This is a genomic window from Ensifer sp. ENS09 (genome assembly GCF_014852425.1).
Taxonomy (GTDB): domain Bacteria; phylum Pseudomonadota; class Alphaproteobacteria; order Rhizobiales; family Rhizobiaceae; genus Ensifer.
The window spans coordinates 83,827-98,219 of the sequence record NZ_JACVBP010000006.1 but is presented as its reverse complement, the minus strand read 5'-3'; the positions used below and the strand labels follow the sequence as shown (position 1 = coordinate 98,219).

The 14,393-nt window shown below is 63.4% G+C and carries 14 protein-coding genes; 4 read left to right on the top strand and 10 right to left on the bottom strand.

Annotated features, from left to right (window positions below; translation table 11 throughout):
• Nucleotides 1-46: 46 nt before the first annotated feature.
• The 3 genes from IB267_RS27205 to ftsE all read right to left on the bottom strand — a co-directional run bounded on the left by IB267_RS27205 (nucleotide 47) and on the right by ftsE (nucleotide 2,517).
• Nucleotides 47-745 carry a YdcF family protein gene (locus tag IB267_RS27205; RefSeq protein ID WP_043623073.1) on the bottom strand — a complete coding sequence of 233 codons (699 nt, stop codon included), beginning with the start codon at nucleotides 743-745 and terminating at the stop codon, nucleotides 47-49.
• A gap of 97 nt (nucleotides 746-842) precedes the next feature.
• Nucleotides 843-1,865: an ABC transporter permease gene (locus IB267_RS27200; RefSeq protein ID WP_192450644.1), complete on the bottom strand. Its 1,023-nt coding sequence runs from the start codon at nucleotides 1,863-1,865 to the stop codon at nucleotides 843-845.
• A complete protein-coding gene (gene ftsE / locus IB267_RS27195) occupies nucleotides 1,858-2,517 on the bottom strand; it encodes a cell division ATP-binding protein FtsE (protein WP_043623069.1) in 660 nt (219 codons plus the stop codon). The genes IB267_RS27200 and ftsE overlap by 8 nt, the downstream gene beginning before the upstream one ends.
• Nucleotides 2,518-2,824: 307 nt before the next feature.
• Between ftsE and IB267_RS27190 the strand changes: the two genes are divergently transcribed.
• From IB267_RS27190 to IB267_RS27180, 3 genes are all read left to right on the top strand, one after another.
• Nucleotides 2,825-3,493, top strand: a complete 669-nt coding sequence (locus IB267_RS27190) for a hypothetical protein (RefSeq protein ID WP_192450643.1) — start codon at nucleotides 2,825-2,827, stop codon at nucleotides 3,491-3,493.
• Between the two features lie 63 nt (nucleotides 3,494-3,556).
• Nucleotides 3,557-4,102: a hypoxanthine phosphoribosyltransferase gene (gene hpt, locus IB267_RS27185; RefSeq protein WP_034806612.1), complete on the top strand. Its 546-nt coding sequence runs from the start codon at nucleotides 3,557-3,559 to the stop codon at nucleotides 4,100-4,102.
• Between the two features lie 222 nt (nucleotides 4,103-4,324).
• Nucleotides 4,325-4,684 carry a response regulator gene (locus IB267_RS27180; protein ID WP_043623067.1) on the top strand — a complete coding sequence of 120 codons (360 nt, stop codon included), beginning with the start codon at nucleotides 4,325-4,327 and terminating at the stop codon, nucleotides 4,682-4,684.
• A 129-nt stretch (nucleotides 4,685-4,813) separates the two neighbouring features.
• On the opposite strand, the gene IB267_RS27175 is transcribed toward IB267_RS27180, so the two are convergent.
• The 4 genes from IB267_RS27175 to argH form a co-directional block, all read right to left on the bottom strand.
• Entirely contained in the window at nucleotides 4,814-7,474 is a 2,661-nt protein-coding gene (locus IB267_RS27175; protein WP_192450642.1) for a TIGR02302 family protein, read from the bottom strand.
• 206 nt (nucleotides 7,475-7,680) lie between these two features.
• Complete coding sequence (lysA, locus tag IB267_RS27170; protein ID WP_192450641.1) at nucleotides 7,681-8,949, bottom strand: diaminopimelate decarboxylase; 1,269 nt, start codon at nucleotides 8,947-8,949, stop codon at nucleotides 7,681-7,683.
• Nucleotides 8,950-9,021: 72 nt separating this feature from the next.
• Nucleotides 9,022-9,216: a lipoprotein gene (locus IB267_RS27165; protein ID WP_034806616.1), complete on the bottom strand. Its 195-nt coding sequence runs from the start codon at nucleotides 9,214-9,216 to the stop codon at nucleotides 9,022-9,024.
• Nucleotides 9,217-9,333: 117 nt separating this feature from the next.
• The gene (gene argH, locus IB267_RS27160) at nucleotides 9,334-10,737 is read right to left on the bottom strand and encodes an argininosuccinate lyase (RefSeq protein ID WP_192450640.1); all 1,404 of its coding nucleotides are present in this window, start codon (nucleotides 10,735-10,737) and stop codon (nucleotides 9,334-9,336) included.
• A gap of 26 nt (nucleotides 10,738-10,763) precedes the next feature.
• Between argH and IB267_RS27155 the strand changes: the two genes are divergently transcribed.
• Nucleotides 10,764-11,435, top strand: coding sequence for a TlpA disulfide reductase family protein (locus IB267_RS27155; protein ID WP_192450639.1), 672 nt, complete (start codon nucleotides 10,764-10,766; stop codon nucleotides 11,433-11,435).
• Nucleotides 11,436-11,504: 69 nt separating this feature from the next.
• Here the strand turns inward: IB267_RS27155 and IB267_RS27150 are convergent, their stop codons facing one another.
• The 3 genes from IB267_RS27150 to IB267_RS27140 all read right to left on the bottom strand — a co-directional run bounded on the left by IB267_RS27150 (nucleotide 11,505) and on the right by IB267_RS27140 (nucleotide 14,231).
• Nucleotides 11,505-12,377, bottom strand: coding sequence for a 3-hydroxybutyryl-CoA dehydrogenase (locus tag IB267_RS27150; RefSeq protein WP_034806743.1), 873 nt, complete (start codon nucleotides 12,375-12,377; stop codon nucleotides 11,505-11,507).
• A gap of 151 nt (nucleotides 12,378-12,528) precedes the next feature.
• Nucleotides 12,529-13,458: an electron transfer flavoprotein subunit alpha/FixB family protein gene (locus IB267_RS27145; RefSeq protein WP_192450638.1), complete on the bottom strand. Its 930-nt coding sequence runs from the start codon at nucleotides 13,456-13,458 to the stop codon at nucleotides 12,529-12,531.
• A gap of 23 nt (nucleotides 13,459-13,481) precedes the next feature.
• Nucleotides 13,482-14,231: an electron transfer flavoprotein subunit beta/FixA family protein gene (locus tag IB267_RS27140; protein WP_043623052.1), complete on the bottom strand. Its 750-nt coding sequence runs from the start codon at nucleotides 14,229-14,231 to the stop codon at nucleotides 13,482-13,484.
• Nucleotides 14,232-14,393: the final 162 nt, after the last annotated feature.

Below are 14,393 nucleotides of genomic sequence, written 5' to 3'. Positions count from 1 at the left end.
AACTGCTCTGTTTCACTTTGCAGCGGCGAAGGCCGTTCCTGACGGCCTATTCTTCGGCGGGTGTCGCGCGCGAGGCATCGGTGCGCAGGCCGCTGGTCGGGCGGGCGCCGGCGAGGTCGCGTATCGACGCCACCGTATACTTGCCGAATTCCAGAAGGATCGACTTCAGCACCATCGGATTGCGCAGCCAGTTTGTCGTCTTCAGATCGGAGTTGACGACCGGGTAGGGGATGAACTCCGTTTCTGGCCGGGCGCGGCGAAGCTCCAGCAGGCTTCGCGGCATGTGATAATTGTTGGTGACGACGAGCACGGTCGCGTAGCCACGATCGCGGATCCACTGCGCCGCTTCGGTCGCATTGCCGATGGTGTCGATCGCCTCATGGCCGATGTCGACGCAGCACTTGAAAAGATCGGCTGAACTCTGGGTGTTGCGGCGGATCTGGCTGCCTGTCGTCGTCGGGTGAACTCCGGAGATCAGCAGGCGCTTGCCGGCGCCGCCTTTCAATAGATCGACCGCCTGGTCGATGCGCTGGAAGCCGCCGGTGAGGACCACGATCGCATCGGCCTTGGGATGGCCGGGCGGCTGCAGCGACGCCACCGTGTCGGCAAAATTCAGGAAGGCGGCGATCAGGATTGCCAGCGGCAGGAGCAGGACGAAGAAGGTTCGGCGGAGAATTTTGCGCAGGAGACTGCGGGACCGCCGGCGATCGTCGGCTTTCCCGTGCCATTTGTCTCCTCCGGCCATTCCGTTCCCGCGTAGTTCTCGCGCCATCATGATTCTCTTCACATAGCCGCAGATTGCGGCAAGGAATAGATCGAGTGGCGGCGAAACATCAGGCGGCTCAGCTTTGGTAGAGGTCGGTACGGCCGGGGTCCGAACGGATGAGGTCGATTTCGTAGATCGTGCGGGTCACCGTCAGCCGCGCCGTAACCGTCGTCAGGATGGCGATGACGACGATGATCGCGGCGATGCCGAGATAGCCGCCGTAGCCGATGGTGAAGGTTCCGAAGAGGGCGGTGGCCTGATCCGTCTCGGGGGTCGCCAGGGTCCGCGACTGCCAGAACCCCGCCAGCGCAAAGAAAAGTGCCGCGAGCAGGCCGCCGGCGCCGGCGCCCTTGAGGCTGATCCTCAAGAAATGCTTCTGGAATTCCGACGCGACGAAGCCGGCTTCGGCACCGACGAAATGCAGCACCTCGACGATATGTCGGTTGCCTGACAGCGCGCCGCGCGTGGCGAAGACCACCGTCAGCACCATGGCGGAGAAGACCAGCGCCAAGATGCCGGTGCCGATCATCGCTGTGGTGTTGGCCATGGCGACCAGCCGGTCGACCCAGGTGCGGTGGTCGTCGAGGAAAGCCTGCGGGATGATTTCGGTCAGCGCTTTGCGCATGGCCGCAAAGTCGGGCGGGTTGTTTTCGTCGATGGTAATGATGACGAGGCGCGGGACGGGCAACTCGTCGAGATCGAGGCCCTCGCCGAGCCAGGGTTCGAGCAGGCGGGCGGTTGCGGCCCGGTCGACGATCTTGCCGTCTGTCGTGCCGCTGAAGGTCAGCGCCAGGTCGCGCGCATCCGCGAGCGCCTTTTCCATGTCGAGGTTGTCGTCGGGCTTGATCTGGATGGTGATCTCGCGGGAGATCTGCGATTGCCAGCTCTGGGCCGTGGCTCGCACCATGCTGACGCCGCCGAGCGTCAGGCAGGCGAGGAACGACATGATGGCGATGACGCACATCAGCGCATTGCCGGACACATTGCTCGACGGCACGATCGGGCCGGTCGGGCGCACGCGCATTTCGGTCCGGCGCTGTTGCGCCTCCGGTGCCTGTTCGGGCGCGTCCTTTTGGCGTTTCGTGTGGCTGTCACTCATAGATGTCGAGCCGCCCTTGCGAAAGGATCATGCGCCGCGCCTCCACCTGGTCCATCAACGACAGATCGTGGGTGGCGATAACGACCGCCGTGCCGAGCCGGTTGAGCTCGAGGAAGAGATTGAGCAGGCGCCTTGCCATCGGCGGGTCAACGTTGCCGGTCGGCTCGTCGGCAAGCAGGATCTCCGGCCGGTCGATCAGTGCCCGAGCGATGGCCGCGCGCTGTTTTTCGCCACCGGAAAGCACCGGCGGCAGCACGTTGATGCGTTCGCCAAGTCCCACCCATTTCAAGAGTTCTATCACGTCGGCCCGGTAGCTCGCCTCTTCCTTGCCACGCACGCGCAAAGGCAACGCAACGTTCTCGTAGGTTGTGAGATGTTCGAGCAGGCGGAAATCCTGGAAGACGATGCCGACGCGCCGGCGCAGCATCGGGAATTCCTCGCGCGGGATCGAAGAAATGTTCCGGTCGAACATCCGGATCAGGCCGCGTGTCGGCTGCAGCGAGAGGAAAAGAAGCCGCAGCAGTGTCGTCTTGCCGGCACCCGACGGGCCCGTCAGGAACTGGAACGAACGGCGTGGAATGTCGAAGGTGAGGTCCCGGAGGATTTCCGGTCCCATGCCATAGCGCAGTCCGACGTTCTCAAAGTGAATCAAGCGGCAGCCCAGTCTCTCTTACGGCCCTGCAACCGATGGCCGGTTCCGGTCCTCCGCGCATAGGACGACCAGCCAGGAAAGGCAAAACCGCCAGCGGAATCATGGTTAAGTGACGGTTAATTTTTCATGAAAACGCGCCGCTTTCGCGACGTCTTTCCGAAACATTAACCATTCCGGTTTACGTGTCGGAAAGATTTGACGCAATGCCTAGTTCTTGCACCGCAAGGGGCTCGCCATTGCCCGAGGGTTTCGCAGCCAAGCCGGCCGCCTGCGGCCGTGTTCTCTTGCGGGACAGGAGGAAATGATCATGCAGGCATTCCGGACCAAGTCCGCCAGCAGCAGCGCCTATACCGACTTCCTGCCGCCGGAGCGCGGCGGACGCGACGGGGCTACAGCGCCGCGGCGCGCCGACGTCGTCGATGCGGAATTCGAGGTGATCTCCGCCTCGTCGCGTCGCACGCCCTATCCGGTGTTCAACGACGATGCGAAGACCGGCAGTCGCCGGCGGCCGACGCTGACGGTCGTGGAGCAGGAGCCGACGCTCGGCGGTCGATTGCTTCGCCTTGCTGAAACGCGGCTTCGCGACATGCCGGCACGCCGCTTTGCGGGCATGGTGGCGGGGGTTGCGCTCGCGTCCTTCCTGGCGATCGTCGGCTTTGCCGGCGACGGGCAGGCCGACGTCCAGCCGCTGGCGATTTCCGGCATCAAGAGCGGGCTCGACTATTCCGGTGGCATGCGCGTGCTGTCCGTCTATGGCTCGATCGACAATCGCTCCGATGTCGAGCAGCGTTTGCCGCAGGTCGTGGTGGAGATCACCGCCAACGGCCGCAAGGTCACGACGACGCGGGTGATGCCCGAGGGGGCTGCCATCGCGCCCGGTGAGAGCCGTCATTTCATGACGAGACTGCCCTATGCAGGTGGAAAAATGCCGGAAGTCGCGGTTTCCTTCGCCGAAAACGGTGTTTCGGCCCGCTGATTGTGCTAAGCGGCGGCAACGGGAAGGCCGAGGTCTTCCGCATGAAACGCTGGAGAAGCCCTGATGCCCGTTGTTCGCGGTAAGAATATCGAACCTCTCTATACGGCTGAAACGATCGCTGCCCGCAACAGCGAGCTTGCCGGAATGATCGTCAACGGCCCGCACAAGGATCTGCTGGTGATCGCGGTGCTCAAAGGATCGTTCATCTTCGCGGCCGATCTGATCCGCTCGATGCATACGGCCGGTCTCGCTCCGGAAGTCGAGTTCATCACGCTGTCGAGCTACGGCACCGGCACCGTTTCGCAGGGCGTCAAGATCACCAAGGACATCGACAGCGACGTGCATGGGCGCGACGTTCTGCTGATCGACGACATTCTGGAATCCGGCCGCACGCTGCGCTTTGCCAAGGAACTGATGTACGAGCGCGGCGCCCGCAACGTGACGATCGCGGTGCTGCTCGACAAGCGGGTCAAGCGCAAGGTCGAGCTCGAGGCGGATTATGTCGGCTTCGAATGCCCCGATCACTTCGTCGTCGGCTATGGCATGGACGTCGCCTATGCCTTCCGCGAGCTGCCGTTTGTCGGCGTTGTCACCGGCGACGCCGAGTAAACGTCCCGTTTTGGGGCATGCGCCCTGAAATCCAGTCGTTCGGCGTTTACCGAACACAAACGAAAAACTGGTTGTTTTGGTGCGTGCCGCAGTGATTCTCGACGAGGATCGGCGGCGCTGCAGCGCCAGTGTGTCTCCCGATGATCCACGCTCGCTGTACCTTTGGATCAGGTGCGGGTGCCGGCGTGAACGCCGGACTCGGAAGCGAACGCGGAGGCCATGATGGCGAAGATCCTGATTACCGAGGACGAGGATGCATTGCGTTCCTTCGTCGCGCGGGCCCTGAGGCTCGACGGCCACGAGACGGTCGAAGCGGGCGATGGGGCCGATGGCCTTGCTTGCCTGGAGGCCCAGGCCTTCGACCTTCTGCTTTCCGATATCCGCATGCCCGTGATGGATGGCATCGAGCTGACGCACCAGGCGTCGGCCGCCTTTCCGGCCATGAAGATCCTGCTGATGACCGGCTATGCCGAGCAGCGCGAGCGGGCGGACGATCTCACCGACAAGATCGTCGACGTCATCTCCAAGCCCTTTTCCCTTCCCGATATCCGCAAGGCAGTCGCCCTGGCGCTGGCCGCCTGACGGGCAGACCCACCGACCTGCATTACAGCAACAAGAACGCCCCCCGTCGCAGCGATTTCGATGCGACGGGGGGCGTTGTCATGTTCTGCCGTGATCGGGCAAGCGGCCGAAACCGGGCGGATGCTCGGCTTAGCGCATGTCGAGCAGGCGTTCGAGGTACTGCCGCTCCTGCTCCGGCGACAGGCTGTCGCCGAGCCTGCGGCGAATCTCATCCAGGATCTGCCGCGCGCGCTGGGAATCGATCTCGTCTGGAACCTTGACCTGGTCGCCGAAATTCGGGCCGAGATTCTGTTGTCGCCGTCCGAGGGGATCGCGGCCGTTTTGACCGTATTGCGGCACGCCCATGCCGGGTCCGCCCTGACCTTGGCCCTGCATCTGGTTCATCATGTCCTGGGCGCCCTGGCGCAGCGCCTGTAGCGCGCGGCCCTGATTGCCGACGGCCTGTTCACCCTGGCCCTTGCCGAGCGCGCCGGAAGCGCCGTCCATTTCGCGCTTGGCTTCACCAAAGCCCTTGCCGGGCTTGATGCCCATGCTTTCCAGGCCCTTGTTCAGCTCGCCGAGCTGCTTTCCGAGCGCGTCCTGCTGCTCTTTCAGCTGCTTCAGCGCATCCTTCAGCTGTTCGGCCGTCATGTCGTCGAGCGGATTGGGCTGACCGTTCGGATCGCCCTGCTGCCCCGGATCCTGCGGCATTTCCTGACCGAAGAGTTCGTTGTCCTCGCCCTGCAGCGGGTCGCCCCGCTGCATCCGGTCGCGCAGGGCCTGATCGAACTTGAAGGTCTCGTCCATCAGTTGCTGCTGCTGCTGCATCAGCTTGCCGAGCTTGTCCATCTGCTGGCGCATGGCGTCGTTCTGCTCGCCCATCTGCTGCTGTCCGCGGCCAGCCTGCAGGTTGTTCATCATGCGCTGCAGTTCCGAGAGCATCTGCTGTGCCTGATCGCGCGCACCCGACCGCGCCAGGTTCTCGATCTGGTTCATCATCTTCTCGAGGTCCTGCTGGCGCAGGATGTTGTTCGGGTCGAGCTTGCCGGTCATGCGTGGATTTTTCATCGCCTGCTCGGCGAGCGCCTGCATGTATTGCTGCATCGCCTGGCGCAGTTCCTGCATCAGCTTGGCGATTTCCTGGTCCGAAGCGTTGCGCTCCAGCGCATCCGACAGCGCCTGCTGGGCTTCGCGCAGACGGCGCTCGGCGAGCGACAGGTCGCCATCCTCGATCCCGAGCGCGATCTCCCACAGGTATCCGGCGGCATCGCGCAACATGTCGTCGTTATAGGCGAGCGCCATGCGGGTGCGCGCCGATTTCAACAGCAGGAAATGGGTGAGGTTCGGGATCCAGTCCTCGGCAAGCGAGGTTACGGCGTCGTTGAGATCGATGGCGCGCGGCAGGTCGTTGGCATTGAGCGCGAAGACCTGACGCTGCTCGGCGACGGCACCGGCAAGCGGCTGCGAGAACTGGCGGGCAGGCAGGATCATCTCGTGCGGCGGGCTGCGGCCCTCCTGTCCGGCAGCATCCCGGGCGACGAGCGTCACCTCTACCCGCTTGCCGGCAAGCGGATGCTCGCTGAGGTTCCGGCTGGTGGTGCCCTTTGCCTCGCGCGCATTGCGGCGCGGCAGATCGAGCCGGTACTCTGGCAGCGGATAGAGCGCGCGGGCGCCTTCTGCCGGTTCCTCGAGCGGCTTGATCTCAGCCCAGGCCTGGGCGATGCCGTAGTCGTCGTTGGCCGTGAACGTGATTTCGAGCGCTGCGTTGACGGTCGGATGAGGGATCCCGTCAAAGGCGATCTGAGGCACCCCGTCCGGGGTGATCTTGAACGCCCAGCGCTGGCTGCCGACCGTGAGTTCGCCGTCCTTGACGACCTTGTAGACGTGGTTGCGGACGGCGGTCGCGTTGCGTGCCGGCTCGGTTGCAACCACTTCGGCGACCTTCGGCCCGGCTTCGCCCACTTGCTGCTGCGTCTGTTTTTCCTCGGCCTTCTCGCCGGCCACCGGAATGATGATCGGTTCGCTCGCACCGGTTTCCGCGTAGCGTACGGACGCGTCTGCGCCGGCGCCGGTGATCCGGACGGTGATATCGCTGAACTGGGGAATGGTGATCGTCCCGGCGTCCTCATTCACGGCCGCGGCGGCTTCGGGCTTGCCCGTTAGGAAGATCGGCGCCCGCCCGGTATAGGGCGGCGGCGTCACCCAGGCATCGACGCGGATATTGGCAGCCTCGATCGACGTCTGCGGCAGCCGGAAGGCATCGCTGAGCAATCCGGCGCGGTTGGAGTAGGAATAGGCAAAAGCGACGCAGGCGAGAAGCACCGGCACGGCCCTGAGCGCGAAGGGATCGTGCCTGGCGATATCGGGCCGCGGCAGGCCGGTATCGAGCGCGCCGATCATCCGCGCCATGCGCGCCTGGTGTTCGCGCCAGAGCGCCTCACCGAGGGGATTGTCGGTCGCGGGGCGATCGTCCTGGACGCGGATCGCCTGATGCGGCAGGGCGTTGCGCTCTTCCAGCATGCGATCGGCATCGGCGTTCGCGGGCAGGCGGACCCGACTGAGCGGGACGAGGGACGCAAGGAAGGCTAGGGCGAAACCAAAGAGGGCCGCCGCATGCAGCCAGAAAGGCGCTGCGCGAAAGAAACCGAGCCAGGCGAAGGCAAGAAACAGAAGGGCGACGGAGCCGGGCAGAAGGATGCGCGGCAGGACCTGCTCGGCGACCAGCACGGCGCGCGCCAGCCATCTCTTCAGCGCCAGAGTTCTCGAAAACGGCTTCGGTTGTGGCGTTTCATCCTGCCGGAATTGCGTCATCCGCCCAAGTTTCCTTTCGGTCGCCCATCAACGCTTGTGGCTGACCCAATATAGTGAGGCGACGGCCGCGCTCAAAAAAGCACGCAGCTTCGCCTATCCCGCTTGCGTTCAGGATACCATCGTTTGTGGCGAAGACGAGGGCGCATACACAATCGTGATCGTTTGCACGGCCGATCCACAGATTGTCGTTTCTGCGGCAGGACGGCTCAGTCGAGCCAGTCCGGCACCGAATCAAGACCGATCAGCGCATCATAGTCCTGGCGCGGACGGATGACGTGGAAACGGTCGCCCTTGACCAGAACTTCCGGGATAAGCAGCCGGGAATTGTAGGTGCTGGCCTGCACGGCGCCGTAGGCACCGGCCGAGCTGATGGCGAAGAGATCGCCGGGCTTCGGCATCGCCATCTCGCGGTCGAGCGCCAGATAGTCGCCGGTTTCGCAGACCGGGCCCACGACGTCGGCGCGGATGCGCGGCGCGTTGGCGGCGGAAATGCGGACCGGGCGGATCTCGTGATAGGCCTCATAGAGGGTCGGGCGGATGAGATCGTTCATCGCACCGTCGACGATGACGAAGGTCTTGTCGCCGCCGTCCTTCACATAGATGACTTCTGTCACCAGAATGCCGGCATTGCCGACGATCAGCCGCCCCGGCTCGGTGACGATCTTGCAACCGAGCGACTGCAGCTGGCTCTTCACGATTTCCGCATAGGCGTCCGGCAGCGGCGGCGGATTGTTGTCGTCCTTGTAGGGAATGCCGAGGCCCCCGCCGATGTCGACGTGATCGATCGAATGGCCGTCGGAGCGGAGCGTGTCGACCAGTTCGCGCAGCAGCTTGAAGGCGGCGTCGAAGGGCTGCAGCTCGGTGATCTGGCTGCCGATATGCATGTCGATGCCGGTCACCTGAATGCCGGGCAGGGTTGCGGCATGGGCGTAGACGGCGCGGGCGCGCTCCCACGAAATGCCGAACTTGTTTTCCTTCTTGCCGGTCGAGATCTTCGCATGCGTGCCGGCGTCCACATCCGGATTGATGCGGAAGGATACATGGGCGCGCTTGCCGGCACGCACGGCGCGCTGGTTGAGCACTTCGAGTTCCGGCTCGGACTCGACGTTGAAGCAGTAGATGCCGGCCTCCAGTGCCAGATCCATTTCCTGCGGCGTCTTGCCGACGCCGGAGAACATGATGCGGCTTGCCGGGATGCCGGCTGCAAGCGCGCGGCGCAGTTCGCCGCCCGAGACGACGTCGACGCCAGCGCCGAGGCGGCCGAGCGTCTTCAGCACTGCCTGGTTCGAGTTGGCCTTCATCGCATAGCAGACCATCGCATCCACATCGGCAAAAGCCTTGGAGAACACCGTGTAGTGGCGCTCGAGTGTGGCGGTCGAATAGCAGTAGAAGGGCGTGCCGACGGCGCGGGCGATATCGGTCACCGGCACATCTTCGGCGTAGAGAATTCCGTCGCGGTACTGAAAATGGTTCACGTCAGGCAGCTCGGCTTTGAGCAATTCCAGGAAAGTGCGAAGCGGCTTCCGTTCGGAATTGCATAATTTCTACTAGAGGAGGGGATCGAGCAGGAACGAACGCTCGTCCGCTTTTTCCTTCTGCTCGACAGTTCCTGCCGGCGCCTTGGTGTTGATCGGCGCGGTCGAGCCGGGGCGATCGAGGTCGCCTTTGCGTCCGCAACCGACAAGAACCAGCCCGGGGATCGCCAGCAGAAGTGCAAGCCGGGCCGCCTTCGTGAATGTCATCGTGATTTTCCTTCGCGGGAACTGATGCAGGTGCGATGTCTTACCGATTTTTCAGGCACTTGTGCACCCTGTTTCTGCGGGCGAGGAACCGCCCGCAGCGGGCTTGGCGCGGATGCCTTAGTTGCGGGCGCGCCACCAGGCGATCTGCTTGCGGACCTCGTTCGGCGCGGTGCCACCGAAGGAGGTACGGCTGGCCACGGAGGCTTCCACCGTCAGGACATCGAAGACCTTGTCGGTGATGTCGGCATGGATCGACTGCAGGTCGGCAAGCGAAAGGTCAGCGAGATCGCAGCTCTTCTGTTCGGCAAGCGCCACGGCGCGGCCGGTGACATGGTGGGCGTCGCGGAAGGGGAGGCCCGCCTCACGCACCAGCCAGTCGGCAAGGTCGGTCGCGGTCGAATAGCCGGAGCCGGCGGCCGCCTTCATGCGGTCGGTGCGGATGGTCACGTCACGCACCATGCCGGTCATGGCGGCGATCGCCAGTTCGAGGCTTTCGGCGGCGTCGAAGACCTGTTCCTTATCTTCCTGCATGTCCTTGGAATAGGCGAGCGGCAGGCCCTTCATGACCGTGAGCAGCGCGACCAACGAGCCGTTGATGCGGCCGGTCTTGGCGCGCACCAGTTCTGCAGCATCCGGGTTCTTCTTCTGCGGCATGATCGAGGAGCCGGTCGAGAACGCATCCGACAGGCGGATGAAGCCGAACTGCGGCGTCGACCAGATGACGATCTCTTCGGCAAGGCGCGACAGGTGCGTGGCAGTGATCGAGGCCATCGACAGGAATTCGAGCGCGAAGTCGCGGTCCGATACCGTGTCGATCGAGTTGCGGGTCGGGCCGGCAAAGCCGAGCGCCTTGGCGGTCATGTGGCGGTCGATCGGGAAGCCGGTGCCGGCAAGGGCTGCGGCGCCGATCGGGCTTTCGTCCATGTGCTCGATGGCGTGGCGCACGCGCGAGCGGTCGCGGCCAAACATCTCGACATAGGCCATGCAATGGTGGCCGAAGGTAACGGGCTGTGCGGTCTGCAGGTGGGTGAAACCGGGCATGACGGTATCGGCATGTTCCTCGGCGCGGTCGAGAAAGGCGGCGATCAGCGCCGTCAGCGCCTTCTCCGTCCGCTGCAACTCTTCCTTGACCCAGAGGCGGAAGTCGAGCGCCACCTGGTCGTTGCGCGAGCGGGCGGTGTGCAGGCGGCCGGCCGCGGGACCGATGAGGGTTGCGAGCCGGGCTTCGATATTCATGTGAATGTCTTCGAGACGGCGCGAAAACTCGAACGCACCGCTTTCGATCTCTGACAGGATCGTGTTCAGGCCGTGAACGATCTTGTCTTTGTCGTCAGCCGAAATGATGCCTTGATGCGCCAGCATCGTCGCATGCGCTATTGAGCCGCGGATGTCCTGGGCATAGAGCTTCTTGTCGAAGCCGATCGAGGCATTTATTTCCTCCATGATCGCGTCCGGACCCGAGGCAAAGCGACCGCCCCACATCTGGTTGGAGGATTTCGTCTCGGAATTGCCGTCAGCCATGAAGAATGCCCGCCTTGGAGAATGAAATGCCCGACCAGAAGAAATCCCCCCCGGCCGTGAAACTGTTCGCGCTCGCCGCCCTGTTCGGCGTGATCGTCGGTGCGGCAGCGGTATACGTGAAGGAGACCGGGTCTGGCAATGGCGAGACGGCCGAAACGGCTGCAGCCAGCTGCCCGCTGACCTCGGCCAAGGTCGCCTCGCTGACGCCCTTCATGAAGGGGCAGGTCGCCGCGATGTCGCCGGCGTCGGCACCGCAGCCGATCGCGCTCGACTTTAACGGCCCGGACGGCAAGCCGACCAATGTCTCGGCCTTTGCCGGCAAAACGCTGCTCGTCAATCTCTGGGCCACCTGGTGCGTTCCCTGCCGCGAAGAAATGCCCGCCTTGAACGCCCTGCAGAAGTCGCTCGGCAGCGACAAGTTCGAAGTGGTGGCGATCAATATCGATGTCGGCGACGACGAGAAGCCGAAGGCTTTCCTCGATGAGACCGCCGTGCACGCGCTTGGCTATTACCGCGATGCTTCGATGGGCGTGTTCAACAACATGAAGAAGGAAGGCCTGGCTTTCGGCCTGCCGGCAACCCTGTTGCTCGACGACAAGGGCTGCCTGATCGGCTCGATGAACGGCCCGGCCGCCTGGGACAGCGACGATGCCAAGGCGCTGGTCAGCGCTGCGCTCGCCCCGGCTGCGGGAAGCTGAAGGGGCCTGGATCTAGACAAAGAAAAACCCGGCGGATCGCCGGGTTTTTCTTGTCAGATGCTGACGGAATTAGCGGGTGGGAACCGGCACTTCGCCGCGATAGTCGTAGAAGCCGCGCCCGGACTTGCGGCCGAGCCAGCCTGCTTCGACATATTTTACCAGCAGCGGGCAGGGGCGGTACTTCGAATCTGCCAGGCCATCATAGAGCACCTGCATGATCGAGAGGCAGGTGTCGAGGCCGATGAAGTCGGCAAGCTGGAGCGGGCCCATCGGATGGTTGGCGCCGAGCTTCATGGCGGTGTCGATCGCCTCGACGCTGCCGACGCCTTCGTACAGCGTGTAGATCGCCTCGTTGATCATCGGCAAAAGGATGCGGTTGACGATGAAGGCCGGGAAGTCTTCGGCGACCGTCACGGTCTTGTCGAGCGTCGCGACGAATTCCTTGGCGGTCTTGAAGGTCTGCTCGTCGGTGGCGATGCCGCGCACGAGCTCGACCAGCTTCATGACCGGAACCGGGTTCATGAAGTGGATGCCCATGAAGTGCTCGGGGCGATCGGTGGCGGAGGCGAGGCGGGTGATCGACAGCGACGAGGTATTCGTCGCGAGAATCGCTTCCGGCTTCAGGATCGGACAAACCTGACCATAGATCTTGCGCTTGATCGTCTCGTCTTCGGTGACGGCTTCGATCACCAGATCGGCCTGCGACAGGTCGTTGATGTCGGAAGAGCCCTTGATCAGGGCAAGTGCCGCCTTGCGGGCCTCGTCGGTCATCTTGCCGGAGGAGACCTGACGGGCAAGGTTGCCGTTGACGGTGGCAAGGCCTGCTTCGATCCGCTCGGCGGCCAGATCATAGATCTGTACCTTGTATCCGGCGATTGCCGAAACATGTGCGATGCCACAGCCCATTTGCCCGGCACCAATAATTCCGACCGTCTTGATCATCGCAGCGAACATCCATCTTCAAAGCTTGGCGGTGAGGCCGCCGTCAGACATGCAAACCGGGCCGGTTTGGCCGGCCCGGTAGATTGTTAATGCCAAGTCCCCGCTTTTGCCAGCCCTTTTCACGGGTGCGGCGGGTGGCATCGATTTGGGCTTACAGCGCCTTCTGCAACTCCGGCAGAGCGTCGAAAAGATCGGCAACCAGGCCGTAGTCTGCGACCTGGAAGATCGGCGCCTCTTCGTCCTTGTTGATTGCGACGATGACCTTGCTGTCCTTCATGCCGGCGAGGTGCTGGATGGCACCGGAAATGCCGCAGGCGATGTAGAGATCAGGCGCGACGACCTTGCCGGTCTGGCCGACCTGCCAGTCGTTGGGCGCGTAACCGGCGTCGACCGCAGCGCGCGAAGCGCCGACGGCAGCACCGAGCTTGTCGGCGACCGGCAGGATCACTTCCTGGAACTTCTCGGACGAGCCGAGCGCACGGCCGCCGGAGATGATGATCTTGGCAGAGGTGAGCTCCGGACGATCGGACGACGACAGCGCGTCGGCGACGAAGGAAGAAACGCCGGGGTTGGCGGCAGCCGAAACGCTCTCGATCGCAGCCGAACCGCCTTCAGCGGCCGAGGCGAAGGAGGCGGTGCGCACGGTGATGACGCGCTTGGCTTCCGTCGTCTGCACGGTCTGGATGGCGTTGCCGGCATAGATCGGGCGCTTGAAGGTGTCGGAAGAGACAACTTCGATGATTTCGGAGACCTGGCTGACGTCGAGCAGGGCTGCGACGCGCGGCATGACGTTCTTGCCGACCGAAGTCGCGGCCGCAACGATCGTGTCGTAGTTGCCGGCAAGCGAGACGACGAGCGCGGCCAGCGGCTCTGCGAGGTTGTTGGCCAGCGAGGCGTCGTCGGCGACGAGTACCTTGGCAACGCCCGAGAGCTTGGAGGCCTGTTCGGCCGCAGCCTTGGCGCCGGCGCCGGCAACGAGGATGTGCACATCGCCGCCGATCTTGGAGGCCGCGCTCAGCGCCTTGGCGGTCTGGTCGGAAAGGTGGTTGCTGTCGTGATCAGCCAGAAGAAGAATGGCCATGATGATGTCTCCCTTTCCTGAACTTAAAGTACGCCGGCTTCGGTCTTGAGCTTTTCGACGAGCTCGGCGACCGACTTGACCTTGATGCCGGCCTTGCGGCCCGACGGCTCCTCGGTCTTCAGCACCTTGAGGCGGGCTGACGTGTCGACGCCGAAGTCGGCAGGCGACTTCTTGTCGAGCGGCTTCTTCTTCGCCTTCATGATGTTCGGCAGCGATGCGTAGCGCGGCTCATTCAAACGCAGGTCGGTGGTGACGACTGCCGGCAGCTTGATGTCGATGGTCTGCAGACCGCCGTCGACTTCGCGCGTGACGGTCGCCTTGCCGTCGCCGATCTCGACCTTGGAGGCAAAGGTGCCCTGTGCCCAGCCCAAGAGAGCCGACAGCATCTGACCGGTCTGGTTGCTGTCATCATCAATCGCCTGCTTGCCGACGATGATCAGGCCCGGCTGTTCGGCGTCTGCAACGCCCTTGACGATCTTGGCAACGGCGAGCGGTTCGACCTGGTCTTCGGTCTCAACCAGGATGGCGCGGTCGGCGCCCATGGCGAGCGCGGTGCGCAGCGTCTCTTCGGCCTTTGCCGGACCGACCGAGACGACGACGACTTCCTCGGCCTTGCCGGCTTCCTTCAGCCGCAGCGCTTCCTCGACCGAGATTTCGTCGAAGGGGTTCATCGACATCTTCACGTTCGCAAGTTCGACGCCCGAACCGTCTGCCTTCACGCGGATCTTGACGTTGTAGTCAACGACCCGCTTCACCGTCACAAGTATTTTCATGGATTCTTCCCTCCAAGAGCTTTCGCAGGAAAATGCGCCTTAACGGAGCCGCCTGATTGTCGGTTGGCGACATCGATACGCGTTTTTTCTCCAATTACAATCGCTGTGCATGACGCTAAATCGATATAATCCCGAGAATTGGAATTACGTTTACGTACACGT